Consider the following 16352-nt stretch of genomic DNA (forward strand, 5'->3'; position numbering starts at 1 on the left):
CTCCGCGCTACTCTAGGTTCACCGTAATCGAAACCCGGCGATTGGTGGAGTTCCCAGTTCGGCTATTTTCATTTTCGGGCACCGCCGGCTCGAAGGTGCCGGCGCCCCGAACCTGCAGGAGTTCCGGAGCGACGCCGCGCTTGTTGAGAAGCGCGCGAACTGTCTCGGCGCGGGCGGCGCTGATCGACGCGTTGGCCGTCTCGCGACCCGTTATGTCCGAATGGCCTGTCAACATGAACCGCGCCGTCACGCCTGCCTTGTGGGCATTTTCTGCGAATTCCTTCAGCTGATTAGCCAGTCTGTCGAGCACCGGCGTCTGCTCCGGTCCCGGGACAACTCTACCGGAAGAGAAGAAAATATCGGTCGTCTGGATGGCCTCTCTCAACTGATTAAGCTCTGCAAGGTTTAGCTCGCTCAGCTGCGAGACATCCAGAACCACTCCGTCCGCCGAAAGTTGGTCGGCGGCGGCCCGCGCTCGGCTGATCCAGCCGGCAGGTGCCTCGCCCACAACGACGATGCGACCCTGGACGATCGAAAGCCGAACCGATTTCGGCGGGGACAGCGACGCCGTCAGCCGCTTCACCACGAACTTCGGATCAAGACTCTGATAGAATTGCCACTGTGAATGAACGCGAGCGGGATCGACCTGTGTTCCGGACAGCAGAGCTTTTGGGTCGACGGCAAGAGGATCTCTCAGACCGGAAATGTAGAAATCTCCGCCCCTCGCCGATTGCTGAGCGACGATGATTCCCGGTTCAGCCTCAAGTCGCGACACATAATACTGCCAATGCTCCGCCGCGCGTGCATCGGGGCTCACATCACGAACCTTGGAGATGTCGAACTCCGGCCCGCCTTCTGAAAGCTGTCTTGCCGCTGCGCGCGCCCGATCTATCCAGGTGTCGGGAGCCTCACCCTCGGCAACGATGCGACCTTTGACGATTGAAAGTCGCACTTTATCCATCGGATACAGCGACGCCGTTAGCCGCTTCAAGACGAACTGCGGCTCAAGGCTCTGATAGAATTGCCAGCTGGCATGAACGCGCGCGGGATCGACCTGCGTCCCGGACAGCAGCGACTGCGGGTCGACGGCAAGCGGGTCTCTCAGGCCGGCAATATAGAATTGGCCATCGCGCACATTCTGTTGGGCGACGATGATGCCGGGCTGCGCCTCCAGGCGCGACACATAGGCCTGCCAGCGCTCCTCGGGGCTCACATCACGGACCCCGGAAATGTCGAAGACCGGGCCGCCGGCTGAAAGCTGCTGGGCGGCCGCGCGCGCCCGGTTGATCCACGCGGTGGTGGCTACACCCGCGGCAACGATGCGATCATTGACGACTGAAAGCCGCACCGAATCCGGCGGAGCAAGCGAGGCCGTCAGCCGTTTAAGCACGAACTGCGGCTCAAGGCTCTGGTAGAATTGCCAGCTTGCATGAACACGCGCGGGATCGACCTGCGTTCCCGCCAACAGCGACCTTGGGTCGGCGGCAAGCGGGTCTCTCAGACCTGTAATGTAGAATTGGCCGTCGCGCACGTTGTGATCGGCGACGATGATGCCAGGCTGGGTCTCCAGTTGCGACACGTAGGCCTGCCAGCGCTCCTCGGCGCTCACATCGCTGACCCCGGAAATGTCGAAGACCGGGCCGCCTGCCGAAAGCTGCTGGGCAGCGGCCCGCGCCCGGTCGATCCACGTGGTGGTCGCCTCGCCCTCGGCGACGATGCGACCATCGACGACCGAGAGTCGTACCGAATCCGGCGGCGCCAGCGACGCCGACAGCCGCTTCAGCACGAATTCCGGCTCGAGGCTCTGATAAAAGTGCCAGTTTGAATGAACGCGGGCGGGATCGACCTTCGTTCCCGGCAGCAGCGACTGTGGGTCCGCGGCGAGCGGGTCTCTCAGGCCGGCGACATAGAACTCGCCGCCACGGATTTTTTGGTCCGAAACGACGATACCCGGTTGGGCTCCCAGCCGCGACAGGTAGGTCTGCCAGCGGTGTGCGGATTGCCAGGACAGAAAGAACCAGCCGCCCCCCACGATCAATGCCAGCAGGACCGCCGTCACCACCAGCCACGGAAATCCCTCTTTCGTATCCATGTGCTGCAGCTCGACGCAGGTCTGCAACTGCGTCTCCACGCCGGGCAACTGGGAACTATCGCCGTCGAACCGCTCCAGGGCTCGCGAGGATTCTTGATGGATGCGAAGCAGTACGTCGCGGATGGCTTCATGCAGTTCCTCCGGAGGATTTCCCCGGATCACCGCAACCAGGGTCGCAAACTGTCCGACTTCCGACCAGAGGCGAAGTTCCCCAAACCGGATGGTGTCGAGGCCGCTGTTTTCCTTCTCTTTGAAAGAGTCCTTCACAAAATCCTGGATGGCGCTCAGCATCGAGGAAATCAGTTGAGGGTCTTCGCTGGTTGCGTCTTGGGATGTTACATGCGCAATCAGGAGCCCAGAAGCGCGACTGATGAGAAAGACATGTTCCACGCGATAGATAAGAGAATGCTTGAGAACAACTGCCGAGAAGCTTGTCCCCGTTCGCCAGGCTTCAAACCTCCACTTCAACCCATGCCAAGTGAATATATGCCTCAGAGACTCATTCAACGACTGGAAGGTCTGGTCGATCTTTTCGCCGATCGACTTGCGAATGGCCGGCAGAAAAACCGGATACAATATATCGGTCAGCGTGTTCGGGTTCTTTTGGATGGACCGCTGCGCGGCTCTCTCGACGGCCGGGGCAAGGGCCTCGCCGAGTTGCGCATGGGACGCGCGCGCCGTTGCTTCGGGCAGAACGTTTCCCACCGCGGCGGCAAGCTGCTCGGGTTCGTCGAGCAGGTGCGTAACGCGTGACAGCTCCGAGATCTCGCCGCCGACGAGCAGTTGGCGGAGCCTTTCAAGCCGATGATCGGCGGCCGGAACGCCTTCGTAAAGGGCACGGTTGTCCGGATCGACGTTCCGGGCAATTTCCACCAAAAGGCGGGCCAAAGCCTCGCGATCAATACCGGTATCGTTCGAAGCTTGTCTTTGAGATAGGCTGATTGGTTCGACGCTCGACGTCAAGTTCCGATCAACTCACTTTCCAGCCACGCTCCGAATTGCCCTTGCTGCCGACGGGATCCTGGTTGAGACATTTCGCGACCTCGACGAACAGGCCGGCCAGAAGATTCCGGTCAGTCTTGACGTTGCTTAGATCGGAAAAGATCTTCTCCATCAGCATTTGAGCGCTTTCGTTCTTCTGCTTGATTTCCTCGCGCAGCAAATGGTCGCTTCTGCTCATCCGATCCGCGAATTCGCGCTCGAGCTCGCTCAATTGGTCCGACAAGGCGCGCACCTGCTTTTCGAGCGCCTGGTTTTGATCGCGAAGATTGCGGTCGATCTCCTTGTCGGCCTCGGCGCGCGCATCCTTTTCGTTGCGCAACTGCGTCGCCAGCGAGTCGACCTGCTTCTTGGCATTCGACTCGTAGGTTTCAAGATTGCGCTTGGTTTCGGACTCGACATCCTTGAAGCGTTGCAGGAACCGCTCTTCAAGCTTGGAGAAACGGCGGTCGTAGTCCTGCATCTGATTGCCGAACAAAAGATCGCGTATCTTGTCGACACCTGGAGCATCACCGCCGGCCCCGCCCTCGCGAGCCTGGGAGGCCATGAAGTTCAGCCCGTTTCCCTCTGCATTACCTATCAGATTTGCGTCCGCTTTACTTGCCGAAGAAGCGGCACTCGAAGATTCCTTCGCCATTTCTGTGCCCCAATTACCCACTGCAACATTAGAAGATGGTAAATTATGTCAGACAAATACCAAGCCCGCAAGACGGAATCCGTTGGTTTGACCCAGCCGAACGCCACGTCACCGACGTGGCAATGGAAGTTGGAGCGATTCCATCTTAAAAGCGGCCGCGACTTATCAGCGATCAAGCCGGCAGGCGCGGGGTCGTCAAAGCAGTGTGACGGTCCGCAATCTCTGCGCTCACGGGCGTTCAACCGCAAGGCGATCAACCGCGTAACGACGGCGGCAGCGCTCAGGGCCGGCAGCCAAAGATGGAATCGGGGATGATCAATACCAGCGAATGGTGCAGGTTCTTCATGATCCGTGGCAAGCGGGCAACTGAGCGGGTGCGGCTCCCGCTTCAGCATATGGGCCCCTTGAGGAATACAAATTGAAAATTTTGCCCTCATGTTTCACAACAGGTCGGTGGGCTCGCGAGGGTGGTTTCGAATCCAGCGGGTCGTCCCCGGTTCTCAACGCGAGAATTCTGAAAGACGTTCAATATGACGCAGCACGTACAAGACGCTCGAATTCTCATGTATAGCCACGACACGTTCGGGCTCGGCCACTTGCAGCGCTGCCGGACGATCGCGCATTCGCTGGTCGAGGATTTCCGCGGACTTCAGGTGCTGATCATTTCAGGCGCGCCTATCGCCGGCGCCTTCGACTATCGCGCCCGTGTCGACTTCGTGAAGATCCCCAGCGTCATCAAGTTGCGCAACGGCGAATACACCTCGCTGGAAAAGGATATCGATCTGCATGAGACGCTCAGGATGCGGCAGTCGATCATCCGCCACACAGCCGAGACCTTCCGGCCGGAAATCTTCATCGTCGACAAGGAACCGCTCGGCCTGCGCGGTGAGATCGAGGACACGCTGTCCTACCTCAAGACGCGAGGTACCACGCTCGTGCTTGGCCTGCGCGAGGTGATGGATGCGCCGCATCTGCTCGAAGCAGAGTGGGCACGCAGGGATGTGATGCGCAAGATAGGCCTGTTCTACGACAAGGTCTGGGCCTATGGCCCGCCGGATTTCTACGATCCGTTGACCGGCTTGGATGTGCCGCCGGCTGTCAGGGCAAAGATGCGGTTCGTCGGCTTCCTGCAACGGAGCCTGCAGCGGAACGAGTTGCCCGGCCACCGGCCCGAGGGCGAGTATATCCTCGTTACCACGGGGGGCGGCGGTGACGGCGCGGAACTGATCCACGACGTCATCGATGCCTATCAGCAGGACCCGCAATTGCAGCATAGGGCGCTGATCGTGCTTGGGCCTTACATGCCGGCGCGCAAGCGCAACAAGCTGCTCAAGAAGGGGTCCAAGATCCCCTGCGTCAAGATGATCGAGTTCGACAACCGCATGGAAGACCTGATTGCCGGCGCCAAGGCGGTAGTGGCAATGGGTGGTTACAACACCTATTGCGAGATACTGTCTTTCGACAAGCCGGCGCTGATCGTGCCGCGCGTCGAGCCCCGCCAGGAACAACTGATCCGAGCTCGGCGCGCAGCCGAACTCGGCCTCATCGAGATGCTTTTGCCGGACGAAGCCAAGGATTCCCAGCGGTTTGCCGATGCACTGGTGGCGCTACCGGACCGGCCCCGCCCATCCCAGAGCAATCCGCATCTGAGGCTGGAAGGGCTGCCTCATATTTCCGAAATCGTTGCAGAACTGCTCGATCGGCGGGCCAGCCCTCACCTTTCGGTCATTGAGGGAATGAGCTGAGTTGCAACGTCGCAAGATCGTCGTGGTTCTGAAGGGCTATCCGCGGCTGTCGGAAACCTTCATCGCGCAGGAACTGCTCGGTCTGGAGCGCGCGGGATTCGACCTGATACTCGTCGCGCTCAGGCGGCCGACCGACGCAAAACGCCACCCCGTGCATGACGAGATCAAAGCGCCCGTCCATTATCTGCCGGAATATCTGCATCACGAGCCGCTGCGCGTGGTTCGCTCGCTGTTTGCCTATCTGCTGCGGCCGGGGTTCTGGCGCGCGCTCGGATCGCTGGCTGCCGATATCCCCCGCGACTTTACGCGCAATCGCGTGCGCCGCTTCGGGCAAGCGCTCGTGCTGGCGGCCGAATGGCCGCAAGACGCGGGATGGCTGCATGCACATTTCGCGCACACGCCGGCCTCGGTGACGCGCTATGCCAGCCTGCTTCGTAGTCTGCCCTGGAGCTGCTCAGCCCATGCCAAGGACATCTGGACTTCGGCGGACTGGGATCTGGCCGGCAAGCTTTCCTCGGCGCGCTGGACGGTCACTTGCACGAAAACCGGCTTCGACCGTCTGAACGAACTCGCCAATGGCAACTCGTCCGTGCATCTGAGCTACCATGGGCTCGACCTTGATCGCTTCGGCAGTTTCGGCGAGGCGCGAAAACAGCGGGACGGCTCGGCGCCGGACGAACCGGTCATCATTCTGAGCGTCGGGCGCGCCGTTGCAAAGAAAGGTTACGATACCTTGCTGGAGGCCCTTGCCCTCTTGCCTGGCGATTTGGCGTGGCGTTTCGAGCATATCGGCGGCGGCGAGGAACTGGAACGGCTCAAGGCGCTGGCGCAAAAGCTCGGACTGGATGGACGCGTCTCCTGGAAGGGCGCGCTTGCGCAAGAGGAGGTGCTTGAGCACTACCGGTTCGCCGACATCTTCGCCCTGGCCTGCAGGATCACCGCAAATGGCGACCGGGACGGTCTGCCGAATGTCCTGGTGGAGGCGGCCAGCCAGCGGCTTGCCTGCGTGTCGACCGATATTTCCGGCGTGCCGGAGCTTTTGTCGCCGGATGAAACCGGGCTGCTGGTTCCGACGGAAAACCCAATTGCCCTGGCAGAGGCGCTGGAGCGCCTGATCCGTGATCCCGTGCTTCGCGCCCGCCTCGGCGACGCCGCGGAGCAGTGCGTGCGCTGCAATTTCGACCATATGGCTAGCATTGGACAGCTCAAGGAACTGTTCGAGCGGGAGTGGCGGGCCGCCGAATGAAGCGACTGCGCGCTTTCTTCTATGTCCAGCACCTCCTCGGTATCGGCCATCTCGCGCGCGCCAGCCGCATTGCGGCGGCGCTGGTCGATGACGGGTTTGACGTAACCGTGGTGACTGGCGGAGCGTCGATCGCGGGGTTTCCAGGACTGGGTGTAAAATCTGTGTCCCTGCCACCCGTCACCTCCGGTGATGAAGGATTTTCCGGACTTGTCGACCTGCAGGGCAAACCCATCGACGATGATTTCAAGAAACGGCGTTCAGGAATGCTGCTGCAGGCATTCCTGGATTGCAGGCCTGATATCGTCATTGTCGAGGCGTTTCCATTTGGACGCCGGCAGATGCGTTTCGAACTCTTGCCGCTGATCGAGGCCATCGACGCGACGTCGCCCAGGCCGCTACTGGTGACGTCCGTCCGTGATATCCTTCAGGAGCGCGTCAAGCCGGGCCGAAATGAGGAAACGGTCGATCTCATCAACAGGCATTTCGACCTTGTCATGGTCCACGGCGATCCGGCTTTCGCAACCATCGACAAGACATTTCCGCTGGCTGGGGCAATCAGGGCCGAGGTCACCTACACAGGGCTCGTTGCCGCGCCGCCATCGCCCGCGGCCACCGAGCGCTTCGACATTCTGGTGTCGGTTGGCGGCGGGGCTGCCGGAACGGGCCTTGTCGGTTCCACCATCGCAGCGGCGCGGAATGCCAACAATGGCTGGAAATGGTGTTTGATCACCGGCCCCAACCTGCCGAAAGACGAGTTTGACGCGATCGCACGCGATGCCACACCGGGCCTGTCCATCTTCCGCTTCCGCGAGGATTTTGCCAGCTTGCTGACCGGCGCCCGCCTGTCGGTCTCGCAGGCGGGTTACAACACGGTCTGCGATGTCCTCCGCGCGGGTTGTCGCTCCCTTCTCGTGCCGTTTGCAGCCGGCGGGGAAACCGAACAAACAGTTCGCGCCCTGATGCTCGAAGAACTCGGGCTTGCAACGGTGCTGATGGAAAAGGACCTGACGCCTGAAGGTTTGGCGCAGGCGATCGAACAGGCGCTTGTGGCACCGAGGCCGTCCGCGCATCGTCTCGATCTGGAAGGGGCGCGTCACTCGGCGCAAATCCTGTGCGAGCGGCATCGAACACGGCCCCTAAAATGGGGCCCGGTCTCGGAATAGGACATGATCAAGCAGATGGCGGGGCCTAAAGCGCGTCGCGCTGAACCGGATTCAGGCGCCGCGCTTTAAGTCTTTGTTTTGATGCATGTCGTTGTCCTAAATGCATCAAACAGTTCCAATTAGCATGAAGCGCGAATAATTTTTTGTCGGTAGTTCGCCAGAGAATCGTATCTCCCGCAGCGCCGCCATTGCTTCGAGAGCTGCAAGTGAAGCCACGCAGTTGATGTGCGTCGGCTCGCTGAAATAGTCATTTGATTGCAGCAGTACATTCGTGCCCCGCGGAAGCAGGGCAAGCCAGGCACGCAGATCGGCTATGTGCTCGCAGCTCGTATTGACTATCAGATCGGACGGCCCGGCCGCATAGTCGAGTGCGTACATATCTGCTGTTAGCGCCCGGAACCGGCCGCCGGCTTCCCGGTTGAGGGTCCGGGCAACTGGCGCGACTTCGGGATCGATGTCGATGCTATCGACTGCCGCAATATCGAAGCGGGGGTCGTTGAAAAGCATTGCCGGCAATATGCCGTACCATCCGCCCAGAACCCATATGCGCCCGAAGCGCCCGCCGCAGCTTTCGAACAGCCTGTCGAGCGCCCACATCTTGCAGGCCACCTGCTTGTGGTTGAAGGCGTTGGCGATGTCGGCCTTCGGATGTTTGGCGATGACGCGCGCCAGCCCTGCCACGAGAGGGTGGTTGACATAGGCAGCAATTCCCCGCGTGAGGTCCAAGGCCTGCTCGTGCCCGTCCATGCCGGCATTGCGCGGTTGCGTGACATCCATCATATTCGCCTTGTACGTTGGGATTTCGGGCGACACAACGCAATCTTGCCCCGCCAAGCCGCCTCGCAGGCTTCGAACATGTCGCCGGTGATGATTGCCGATGCGCCGTCCACCAGCTGATGCTTTTACTTTGTTCTTTAAACTGAAGGTCCACAGTCGCATATGGAACCCAGCCTGGCTCGCTATATCTGGACGCACACCAAGAAGCAGCAGCTCTGGATATTGGTTATCGTCTTGCTTTCGATGATCCCGTATTTCATGTCCTTTGACCTGCCGAAGTTGATTGTCAACGGCCCGATCCAAGGTCGCGGCTTCGAGCAGCCGGGCGCGACCCAGCCATTCATGAGGCTACACTATAACCTGCCGTTCATCGGAGAGGTCCAGTTCTTTCCTGGCTTTCAGCTCGACCGCACGACGACGCTGCTTGCCCTGAGCCTTGTGTTCCTCCTGCTGGTCATCATCAACGGCCTGTTCAAATTCTACATCAACACCTACAAGGGCCGCCTCGGTGAACGGATGCTGCGCCGTATCCGCTTCGAACTGGTCGATCGTGTGCTGCGGTTTCCGCCGCGTTATTTCAAGCGCGTGAAATCCGCCGAGGTGGCAACCATGGTGAAGGACGAGGTGGAGCCGCTGGGCGGTTTCATCGGCGATGCTTTCTTGCAGCCGGTGCTGCTCGGCGGCCAGGCGGTGACGGCCATGCTGTTCATCGTGGTCCAGAACTTCTGGCTCGGAATGATCGCCGCCGTGATCGTCTTGATCCAGATCGTGCTGATCCCGCGAATGCGGCGGCGGCTGATCGTGCTCGGGCGCAAACGGCAGTTGACGGCGCGCGCGCTATCGGGCCGCGTCGGCGAAATCGTCGACGGCATCGGCGCGGTTCACGTCCATGATACGTCAAACTACGAGCGCGCCGACATAGCTGCCCGGCTCGGGCTCATCTTCAAGATCCGCTTCGATCTTTACCAATGGAAATTCATGGTGAAGTTCCTCAACAATTTTCTCGCGCAGATCACGCCCTTTCTGTTCTACATGGTCGGCGGGTATCTGGTCATTCGGGGGCGGCTGGACGTCGGTCAGCTCGTGGCCGTGATCGGCGCCTACAAGGACCTGCCCGGACCGATGAAGGAACTGATCGACTGGGATCAGGACCGGCAGGATGTCCAGGTCAAATACCAGCAGGTCGTCGAACAATTCACCGTCGAGGGTCTCATTGCGCCGCGAATCGGGGCACTGACGATCGACGATCCCGGTCCGATGACCAACCCCCTGTCGGCGATCGGTCTGTCCATGGCAGACGATGGCGGTGCAATGCTCCTCGACCGTATCTCTCTCCAGGTCAAGCCGGGGGAGACGGTGGCGCTGGTCAGCACCTCAACAGGTGGAGCGGAGGCGCTTGCAGAGGCCTTCGCGCGGTTGAACTGGCCGGAAAGCGGAAGGGTCGCTTCGGGTGCCGACGACCTGCTTGAACTCCCCGAAGCAGTGACCGGCCGGCGCATGTCCTATGCCTCGTCGGATGTTTTCCTGTTCCAGGCAAGCCTCCGCGACAATCTGCTCTACGGGTTGAAGCATGCGCCGCTGACGTCGGTGACTTATGACGGTGCCGCGGCGGACCAGCACCGCTGGAACATCCACGAGGCGCGCCGATCAGGCAACCCGGACCTTGATATCCACAGCGACTGGATCGACTATGCTTCCGTCGGCGCTACCGGCCCGCACGACCTCTTTGAAGCCGTGCGCCAGGTGCTCGACGCGGTTCTTCTGTCGCGCGACATTTTGGATCTAGGCTTGCGTTCTTCGGCCGACCTCACGCGTCACACGGAACTTGCCGGGCGGATCGTCGAATTGCGTGCGGCGCTGCGAACCCGGCTGGAACACGAAGGATTGAGCGGACTGGTGGTTCCTTTCGAACCGGGCGCCTACAACAAGGAAGCAACGATCGGCCAGAACCTGCTCTTCGGCGCTGCCGCCGGCCCGGAGCTGGCCGACAGGGCTCTGGCGGCCAATCCTTATTTCGCGTCGGTGCTGATGCAAGCCGGCCTCGATCGCATGCTCTACGAAATGGGCATGGATATCGCCAAACAAGCGATCGAGCTGTTTGCCGACCTGCCGCCCGATCACCAGTTCTTCCAGCAGCTCGCCTTCATGAGCGCCGAGGAGATACCAGCCTACGAAACCTTGCTGCAACGGCTCAAGAACCGTCCCTACGAGACGGTCTCGGAGAACGACCGCGCCATGATCGTCACGCTGAGCTTTGCCTATATCGAGCCACGGCATCGCTTCGGCCTGCTCAGCGACGAATTGATGAACAAGATCGTCGCCGCACGCAACCGGTTCTATGAAGGCCTGCCTCCCGAGCTGCAAAATGCGGTCGAACGCTACGATCCTGCCAAATACATTGCCGCGGCTACGGTCATGGACAATGTCCTGTTCGGGCGTCTGGGCAGCAACCATCCCGACGCGCCGGACCGCATACGCTCCATCGTCTATGACATTCTTGATGAATTGGGGCTTTATGCCGAACTGCTGGATGTCGGTTTGGACTTCAACGTCGGCGCCGGCGGCAGGCGGTTGACCAGTGGACAGCGACAGAAGCTCGATGTTGCCCGGGCCCTGCTCAAGCGTCCCGATTTTCTCATTTTCAACCGGCCGCTGTCGGCGCTCGACCAGCGCGTACAAGAAAAGGTGCTGCAAAACGTGCTCGAGGAAGCCAGACGCGACGGCCGTTCGCCGGCAATTGTGTGGGTCGTGACGAATCCGGCAATGGCGATGATGTTCGATCGCGTTGTCGTCTTCGACTCGGGTCGTTTGGTGGAAGACGGACCACACGAGACGCTTTTGGCGGGGAGCGGTATTTTCAAGGAACTGCTGTCATAGAGCCCGGACATTCAGATGGGATCGTTCCGCCGATGGGAACTTGCTGCAAGCTCAAGAGATTAAGGTTTCCAACTGATCAGGCCGCCACGTTCGCGCGGTTCGTCCCGCTATCCGCAAGCAGAATTGATTCCATCTGGATGTCGGTTGTTCTAGTCTGGCAGACGTGAATTTTGGGAGGTTTGCGACAATGCTGCTCAAGGATGAGGTCGGAATGCTGCAACGCGTTCCCTTGTTCTCTGGCATCGAGCCGGCAAAGCTCAAGCTGCTTGCGTTCACATCTGATCGCGTAAGCTACAGCGCCGGCCAGATCCTTTTCCGGCAGGGCGACGAGGGAGACGCCGCCTATGTCATCCTTTCAGGCAAGGCCGATATTCTGGTCGATTCCGAGAGCGGACCGATAAAAGTTGCCGAACTGCTGCCAAATTCGATCGTTGGCGAGATCGCCATATTGTGCAACAGCTCCCGCACGGCCACCGTCAGAGCCGCAAGTCCGGTGGAAGCCTTGAGAATTCGCAAGGATCATTTCCTGAGGCTTATGAAGGAGTTCCCGGAAATGACCGTCGAGATGGTTCGGGTTCTCGCCGATCGCCTAAGCCATACGACCGCGGATCTGATCGACGCACGAAGCGCCAAATAACGAATGATTTGCGCCGATCCTTGCCGTCGTGATGGCACTGACCTCTCATCGACAAGGTCATCAGGAGGAAAACCTGTCTCGCCTAGCAGCAGTTGTTTGGCTACGATGGCCTAGGGGACTATGAAGGGCTTGCATGGACGACGACGTTTTCCTGGTCAGGTTTTGGGGCGTCCGCGGCAGCATTTCGGTATCGGGGCCAGACTTCTCCCGCTATGGCGGCAACACGATCTGCATTGAGATGCGATGCGGCAAGCATACGCTTCTGTTCGACGCCGGCTCCGGCTTGCGGCCTGCCGGCTGGGCGCTTCGGGCGTCGGGCGTGACCGATTTCGACCTGTTTTTCACCCACTGCCATTATGACCACATCATCGGGCTGCCGGCATTTAAGCCGATCTATGACCGCAGCGTCAAAGTCAGGCTTTGGTCCGGGCATCTTGCAGGACGCATGACGACCCGACAGATGGTCGATGAGTTCATGCGGCCGCCTTGGTTTCCGGTGAGACTGGACGTCTGCAAGGCAAGCCTCGACTATTGCGATTTCGTGTCAGGAGACGTGCTTCGGCCGCGTGAAGGGGTGGTGATCCGAACCGGCAGTCTCACCCATCCCGGTGGCTGTATAGGCTATCGGGTCGAATGGGGTGGCCGCGTCGTGGCGGTGATCACAGACACCGAACATGAGTCGGGTAAACTCGATCAGGCGGTGCTCGGCCTAATCGAAGATGCCGACCTCGTCATTTACGATTGCGCCTACACCGAGGAGGAAATGGAACGCTACCGCGGGAACGGGCACTCGACATGGCAACAGGGGGTCAAGCTCTGCGAGGCGGCCCGTGCGCGGGAGCTTGCGCTGGTTCACCACGATCCGGCGCGCACCGACGAGGAACTGGACGAGATCGAGAAACTGGCCAAGAACAGGTTTGCCGGCTCTTTTGCCGCGCGGGATGGTCAGACGCTCGAATTTCCAGTCTTATCGCACAAAGCGGGCTGAGCTATTTTCCTCTGCTGGCGCTGCGCCCGATCAATGTCCTGATCGGATGCCATGCACAGGCTGCATTGCGTGCGGTGACGGCGAACAGCCGTTCGAGGAAAAGCCAGGCCGATTCATCATGCACGAGATGATGGGTGAGCAGGCCGACCGGTTCGCCGCCGTCGAATGCATGCCGCAATTGCGCGGCGACGGCCTGAACCAATAGGCCATGATCGCGGCAGCCGCGCGTGCCATGCCAATCCATGATGTCGACATTGCTGTTGATGACCGCCAGCGAAGCCGGCTTCGGCGGCCCAAAGGCCGACAGTGCCAAAAATCCTATCGACCCAAGGTCGGATACCAAGCCGGCGTCGATCCTGTTCCAGGGTGGCACCAGCATCGGAACGGCACGTGCGCCGTGCAAGCCGGTTATGCGAGAGAGCCCGCGAGCCAGATCATCGAGCACCGCCTCGGGTGGCCGATGCGGCCCGAGTTCCTGCTTTTTCTGGTCCTCGGGCGCATGATTTCGGTGCGCCCAGCCATGGATGGCGACCGTGGCATGCGGCGCCTCGTCAAGCCGGACGACAAGCTTCTCATCAGTCAGGGCTGGAATGACGGCCAGAGCGACCGGAACCCCGAATTCACCGGTGAGGTCGAGCAGCCGATCAAGCGCAAGCGTCGGATCCACGGCGTCATCGTCGCGCAGCCAGAATTCTGCCTTGCGGTCCGCCCGTTGCCAGCGCGCCAGTTCTTCCACCAAGGGTTGCCAGATCGGATCGGATGTCATGAGACCGGGATCTTCGCAAGAAGTTCGGCCAGACGCGCCGCCGCCGTATCGAGCGAGCGCTCCTCGAGGATGAAACGTCTGGCTTCTGCGGCCATGATGGTTCTTTCGTCGTTACGGGCCAGAAGCCTTTCAATGGCAGAAGCGAACGCCGTCACATCGCCCGGCGGGGTGAGGAACCCGGCCTGGCCATCCCGCACGACCTCCGGCACGCCGGCGATGTCCTGAGCCACCACCGGAAGGCCGGCGGCCTGTGCTTCAAGATAGGCAACACCATAGGCCTCGCCGAAACCCGGCCAGACGTAAATTCCCCCACTGTAGAGGACATCCGGCACGGCGGCCGGCTCAATCGCGCCAAGCCATTCGATACGGTCGGCGGGCAAGCCAGCGAATTGCGCTTTAACCTCGTCACGGGCAGGCCCGTCCCCGACGACCGACATGGTCCAGCGCAGGTGACCGATCGAACCGAGCGCTTGCGCCAGCATGCGATAGCTTTCGAGTTTGTCGCCCCGGCGCATCATGGCGATGGTAACAAGGCGCGTCGGACAACCCCGTGCCGGCATTTCACGGAATGCCGATGTGTCGATGAAGGGCGAAAGCGTGCCGAAAGTGGCGCCGGGTACCGCATCCGCCAGTCCCTGGCGGTCCCTTTGCGTAAAGCAGATGTTCAGTGCCGCCTGTTCGACGGCTCGCGTTACCAACGCTTGCGTATCACCCCACAAACCGGCGTTGCGCCGCCTCGAATAGGAGGCTTCCGCCGTCACATAGGGGACAGCAAAGGCCGCCGCCAGCTCGGGCCCGATCAGGTCGGGTGCCTTGTAATAGGGATGATAAGTGAACCAGAGATCGGGCTTGCCGTCACGATCCCAAAGCCTTGTCAACCTCGCGGCTTCCTCTCGGGCCTCGATCTTGAGCGCATCGAAACTTTTCGGCTCCGGTTCGCGTAGATAGAAGCGCAATTCGGATGTCAGTTCGACGCTATGCCCCACGTGCTGCAGCGCCTTGATCAGCGTCCGTGCCATCTGGCGGTCGCCGGAGGCAACGGGATCATTGGGTGACTTCAGCGGCGCGTAGAAGGCAATTCGCATTGCCGGACCCTATCATCGGAAAGCCGGCGCAAGTCAATTTCGCAGCATGATAGACTTCACCCTTCAAGCAGTGGAATGTGCTATCTGATGCCCATGGAAACAGCTGCCGCGTCCGACCCGTTTGTGGCTTCTCTGCCGGTTTTCGCAAAGTTCGAAGGCGTTGCCGATATCGACAACTATCGGCCTCTCCCCGATGACTGGGCGCTGGCCGCCGCAGACATTGTCGGCTCGACCAAGGCGATCGAGGCTGGGCGCTATAAAACCGTCAATATGGCCGGCGCCAGCGTCATTTCGGCGCTGCTCAATGCGCTGGGCCGGCAAGATTTTCCCTTTGTCTTTGGCGGCGACGGCGCGCTCGTGGCATTTCCCGGCTCGGCGCTGGAGATCGCCCGCAACGCGCTTGCCGCTGTCCAGAGTTGGGTGGCGGACGAACTGGACCTGGCCCTGCGTGCCGCGATCGTGCCGATAAGGGATATAAGAGCGCAAGGACTCGACGTTCGCGTGGCGAGGTTCCAGGCCTCTGAAGCGGTCTTCTATGCAATGTTCGCCGGCGGTGGCGGCAGTTGGGCGGAAGCCGAGATGAAAGCGGGGCGCTACCGCATCGATCCCGCGCCGGCCGGCGCGCGGCCGGATCTGACCGGCCTCTCCTGCCGCTGGAACCCGATCGAAGCCCGGCATGGCGAAATCGTCTCGATCATAGCCATACCGGGGGCGTCGCGCGACTTGCGCGGCTTTCAGTTGCTGGTTTCCGACATCATCGCCCTTGCCGGCAGGCAGGAGCGCGACGGCCACCCCGTACCGGCGGACGGGCCGGCCTACAGTTTGCTGCCCGCCGGGCTCGATATCGAAGCGCGGGCCACGGCGCCGGCTGGACGGCGGTGGCTGACGAAGCTGTGGGTGGTGTTCCTCATGACGCTTACGGCTGTCACCGATAGATGTGGCTGGACGATCGGCGGTTTCGATCCGAAGGTCTATAAACGTGAAGTGGCCAGCAATTCGGACTTCCGGAAGTTCGACGACGGCTTGAAGATGACCATCGACGTTGACTCGGACGTCTTGCAACGGATCGAGAACCGGCTGAAACAGGCGGAAGAGGCGGGCATCTGCACCTATGGCCTGCACCGCCAGAAATCGGCCTTGATGACATGCCTCGTCGCTTCGCCGCTGCAGCGCGACCACCTTCATTTCATCGATGGCGCTGCCGGCGGCTATGCGATGGCTGCCGCAAGCCTGAAGGCGAAGGTGCCGGTTTGATGACGGCTTGCGGAAACCAATCTTCCGCAATATGCCTCGACCATGGTCCCTGGAGCCTCATGAGCCTCGCCACGGGAACGGACAGC

The 16352-nt window shown here is 60.7% G+C and carries 12 protein-coding genes; 7 read left to right on the forward strand and 5 right to left on the reverse strand.

Annotated features, from left to right (window positions below; translation table 11 throughout):
* Window positions 1-7: 7 nt before the first annotated feature.
* Window positions 8-3055 carry an OmpA family protein gene (locus LB523_RS22435; protein ID WP_224607061.1) on the reverse strand — a complete coding sequence of 1016 codons (3048 nt, stop codon included), beginning with the start codon at window positions 3053-3055 and terminating at the stop codon, window positions 8-10.
* 7 nt (window positions 3056-3062) lie between these two features.
* Entirely contained in the window at window positions 3063-3749 is a 687-nt protein-coding gene (locus LB523_RS22440; RefSeq protein ID WP_224545057.1) for a hypothetical protein, read from the reverse strand.
* A gap of 509 nt (window positions 3750-4258) precedes the next feature.
* On the opposite strand from LB523_RS22440, the gene LB523_RS22445 reads away from it, so the two are divergent.
* From LB523_RS22445 to LB523_RS22455, 3 genes are read left to right on the forward strand one after another with little or no spacing between them, the layout of a single operon-like run.
* Window positions 4259-5473, forward strand: coding sequence for a glycosyltransferase family protein (locus tag LB523_RS22445; protein ID WP_095765770.1), 1215 nt, complete (start codon window positions 4259-4261; stop codon window positions 5471-5473).
* A gap of 1 nt (window position 5474) precedes the next feature.
* Window positions 5475-6719: a glycosyltransferase gene (locus LB523_RS22450; protein WP_224523651.1), complete on the forward strand. Its 1245-nt coding sequence runs from the start codon at window positions 5475-5477 to the stop codon at window positions 6717-6719.
* Window positions 6716-7882, forward strand: a complete 1167-nt coding sequence (locus tag LB523_RS22455; protein WP_224607064.1) for a glycosyltransferase family protein — start codon at window positions 6716-6718, stop codon at window positions 7880-7882. The genes LB523_RS22450 and LB523_RS22455 overlap by 4 nt, the downstream gene beginning before the upstream one ends.
* Window positions 7883-7987: 105 nt before the next feature.
* Here the strand turns inward: LB523_RS22455 and LB523_RS22460 are convergent, their stop codons facing one another.
* Window positions 7988-8662 (reverse strand): class I SAM-dependent methyltransferase, encoded by a 675-nt coding sequence (locus LB523_RS22460; protein ID WP_411909021.1) that lies wholly within the window; start codon window positions 8660-8662, stop codon window positions 7988-7990.
* Between the two features lie 159 nt (window positions 8663-8821).
* Here LB523_RS22460 and LB523_RS22465 point away from each other — a divergent pair, with 159 nt between their 5' ends.
* The 3 genes from LB523_RS22465 to LB523_RS22475 all read left to right on the forward strand — a co-directional run bounded on the left by LB523_RS22465 (window position 8822) and on the right by LB523_RS22475 (window position 13161).
* A complete protein-coding gene (locus LB523_RS22465) occupies window positions 8822-11536 on the forward strand; it encodes an ABC transporter transmembrane domain-containing protein (protein ID WP_224607067.1) in 2715 nt (904 codons plus the stop codon).
* 187 nt (window positions 11537-11723) lie between these two features.
* Entirely contained in the window at window positions 11724-12173 is a 450-nt protein-coding gene (locus LB523_RS22470; RefSeq protein ID WP_095765767.1) for a cyclic nucleotide-binding domain-containing protein, read from the forward strand.
* A 133-nt stretch (window positions 12174-12306) separates the two neighbouring features.
* Complete coding sequence (locus tag LB523_RS22475) at window positions 12307-13161, forward strand: MBL fold metallo-hydrolase (protein WP_140846255.1); 855 nt, start codon at window positions 12307-12309, stop codon at window positions 13159-13161.
* Window position 13162: 1 nt separating this feature from the next.
* On the opposite strand, the gene LB523_RS22480 is transcribed toward LB523_RS22475, so the two are convergent.
* Both LB523_RS22480 and LB523_RS22485 read right to left on the reverse strand, forming a co-directional pair.
* Window positions 13163-13927 (reverse strand): polysaccharide deacetylase family protein, encoded by a 765-nt coding sequence (locus LB523_RS22480; RefSeq protein WP_224607070.1) that lies wholly within the window; start codon window positions 13925-13927, stop codon window positions 13163-13165.
* On the reverse strand, window positions 13924-15012 hold the full coding sequence (locus LB523_RS22485; RefSeq protein ID WP_224607073.1) for a glycosyltransferase family 4 protein: 1089 nt from the start codon (window positions 15010-15012) through the stop codon (window positions 13924-13926). Before LB523_RS22485 ends, LB523_RS22480 begins: the two co-directional genes overlap by 4 nt.
* A gap of 93 nt (window positions 15013-15105) precedes the next feature.
* On the opposite strand from LB523_RS22485, the gene LB523_RS22490 reads away from it, so the two are divergent.
* The gene (locus LB523_RS22490; protein ID WP_224607108.1) at window positions 15106-16266 is read left to right on the forward strand and encodes a DUF3095 domain-containing protein; all 1161 of its coding nucleotides are present in this window, start codon (window positions 15106-15108) and stop codon (window positions 16264-16266) included.
* Window positions 16267-16352 lie beyond the last annotated feature (86 nt).

Source organism: Mesorhizobium sp. ESP-6-4 (assembly GCF_020164735.1).
Taxonomy (GTDB): Bacteria; Pseudomonadota; Alphaproteobacteria; order Rhizobiales; family Rhizobiaceae; genus Mesorhizobium.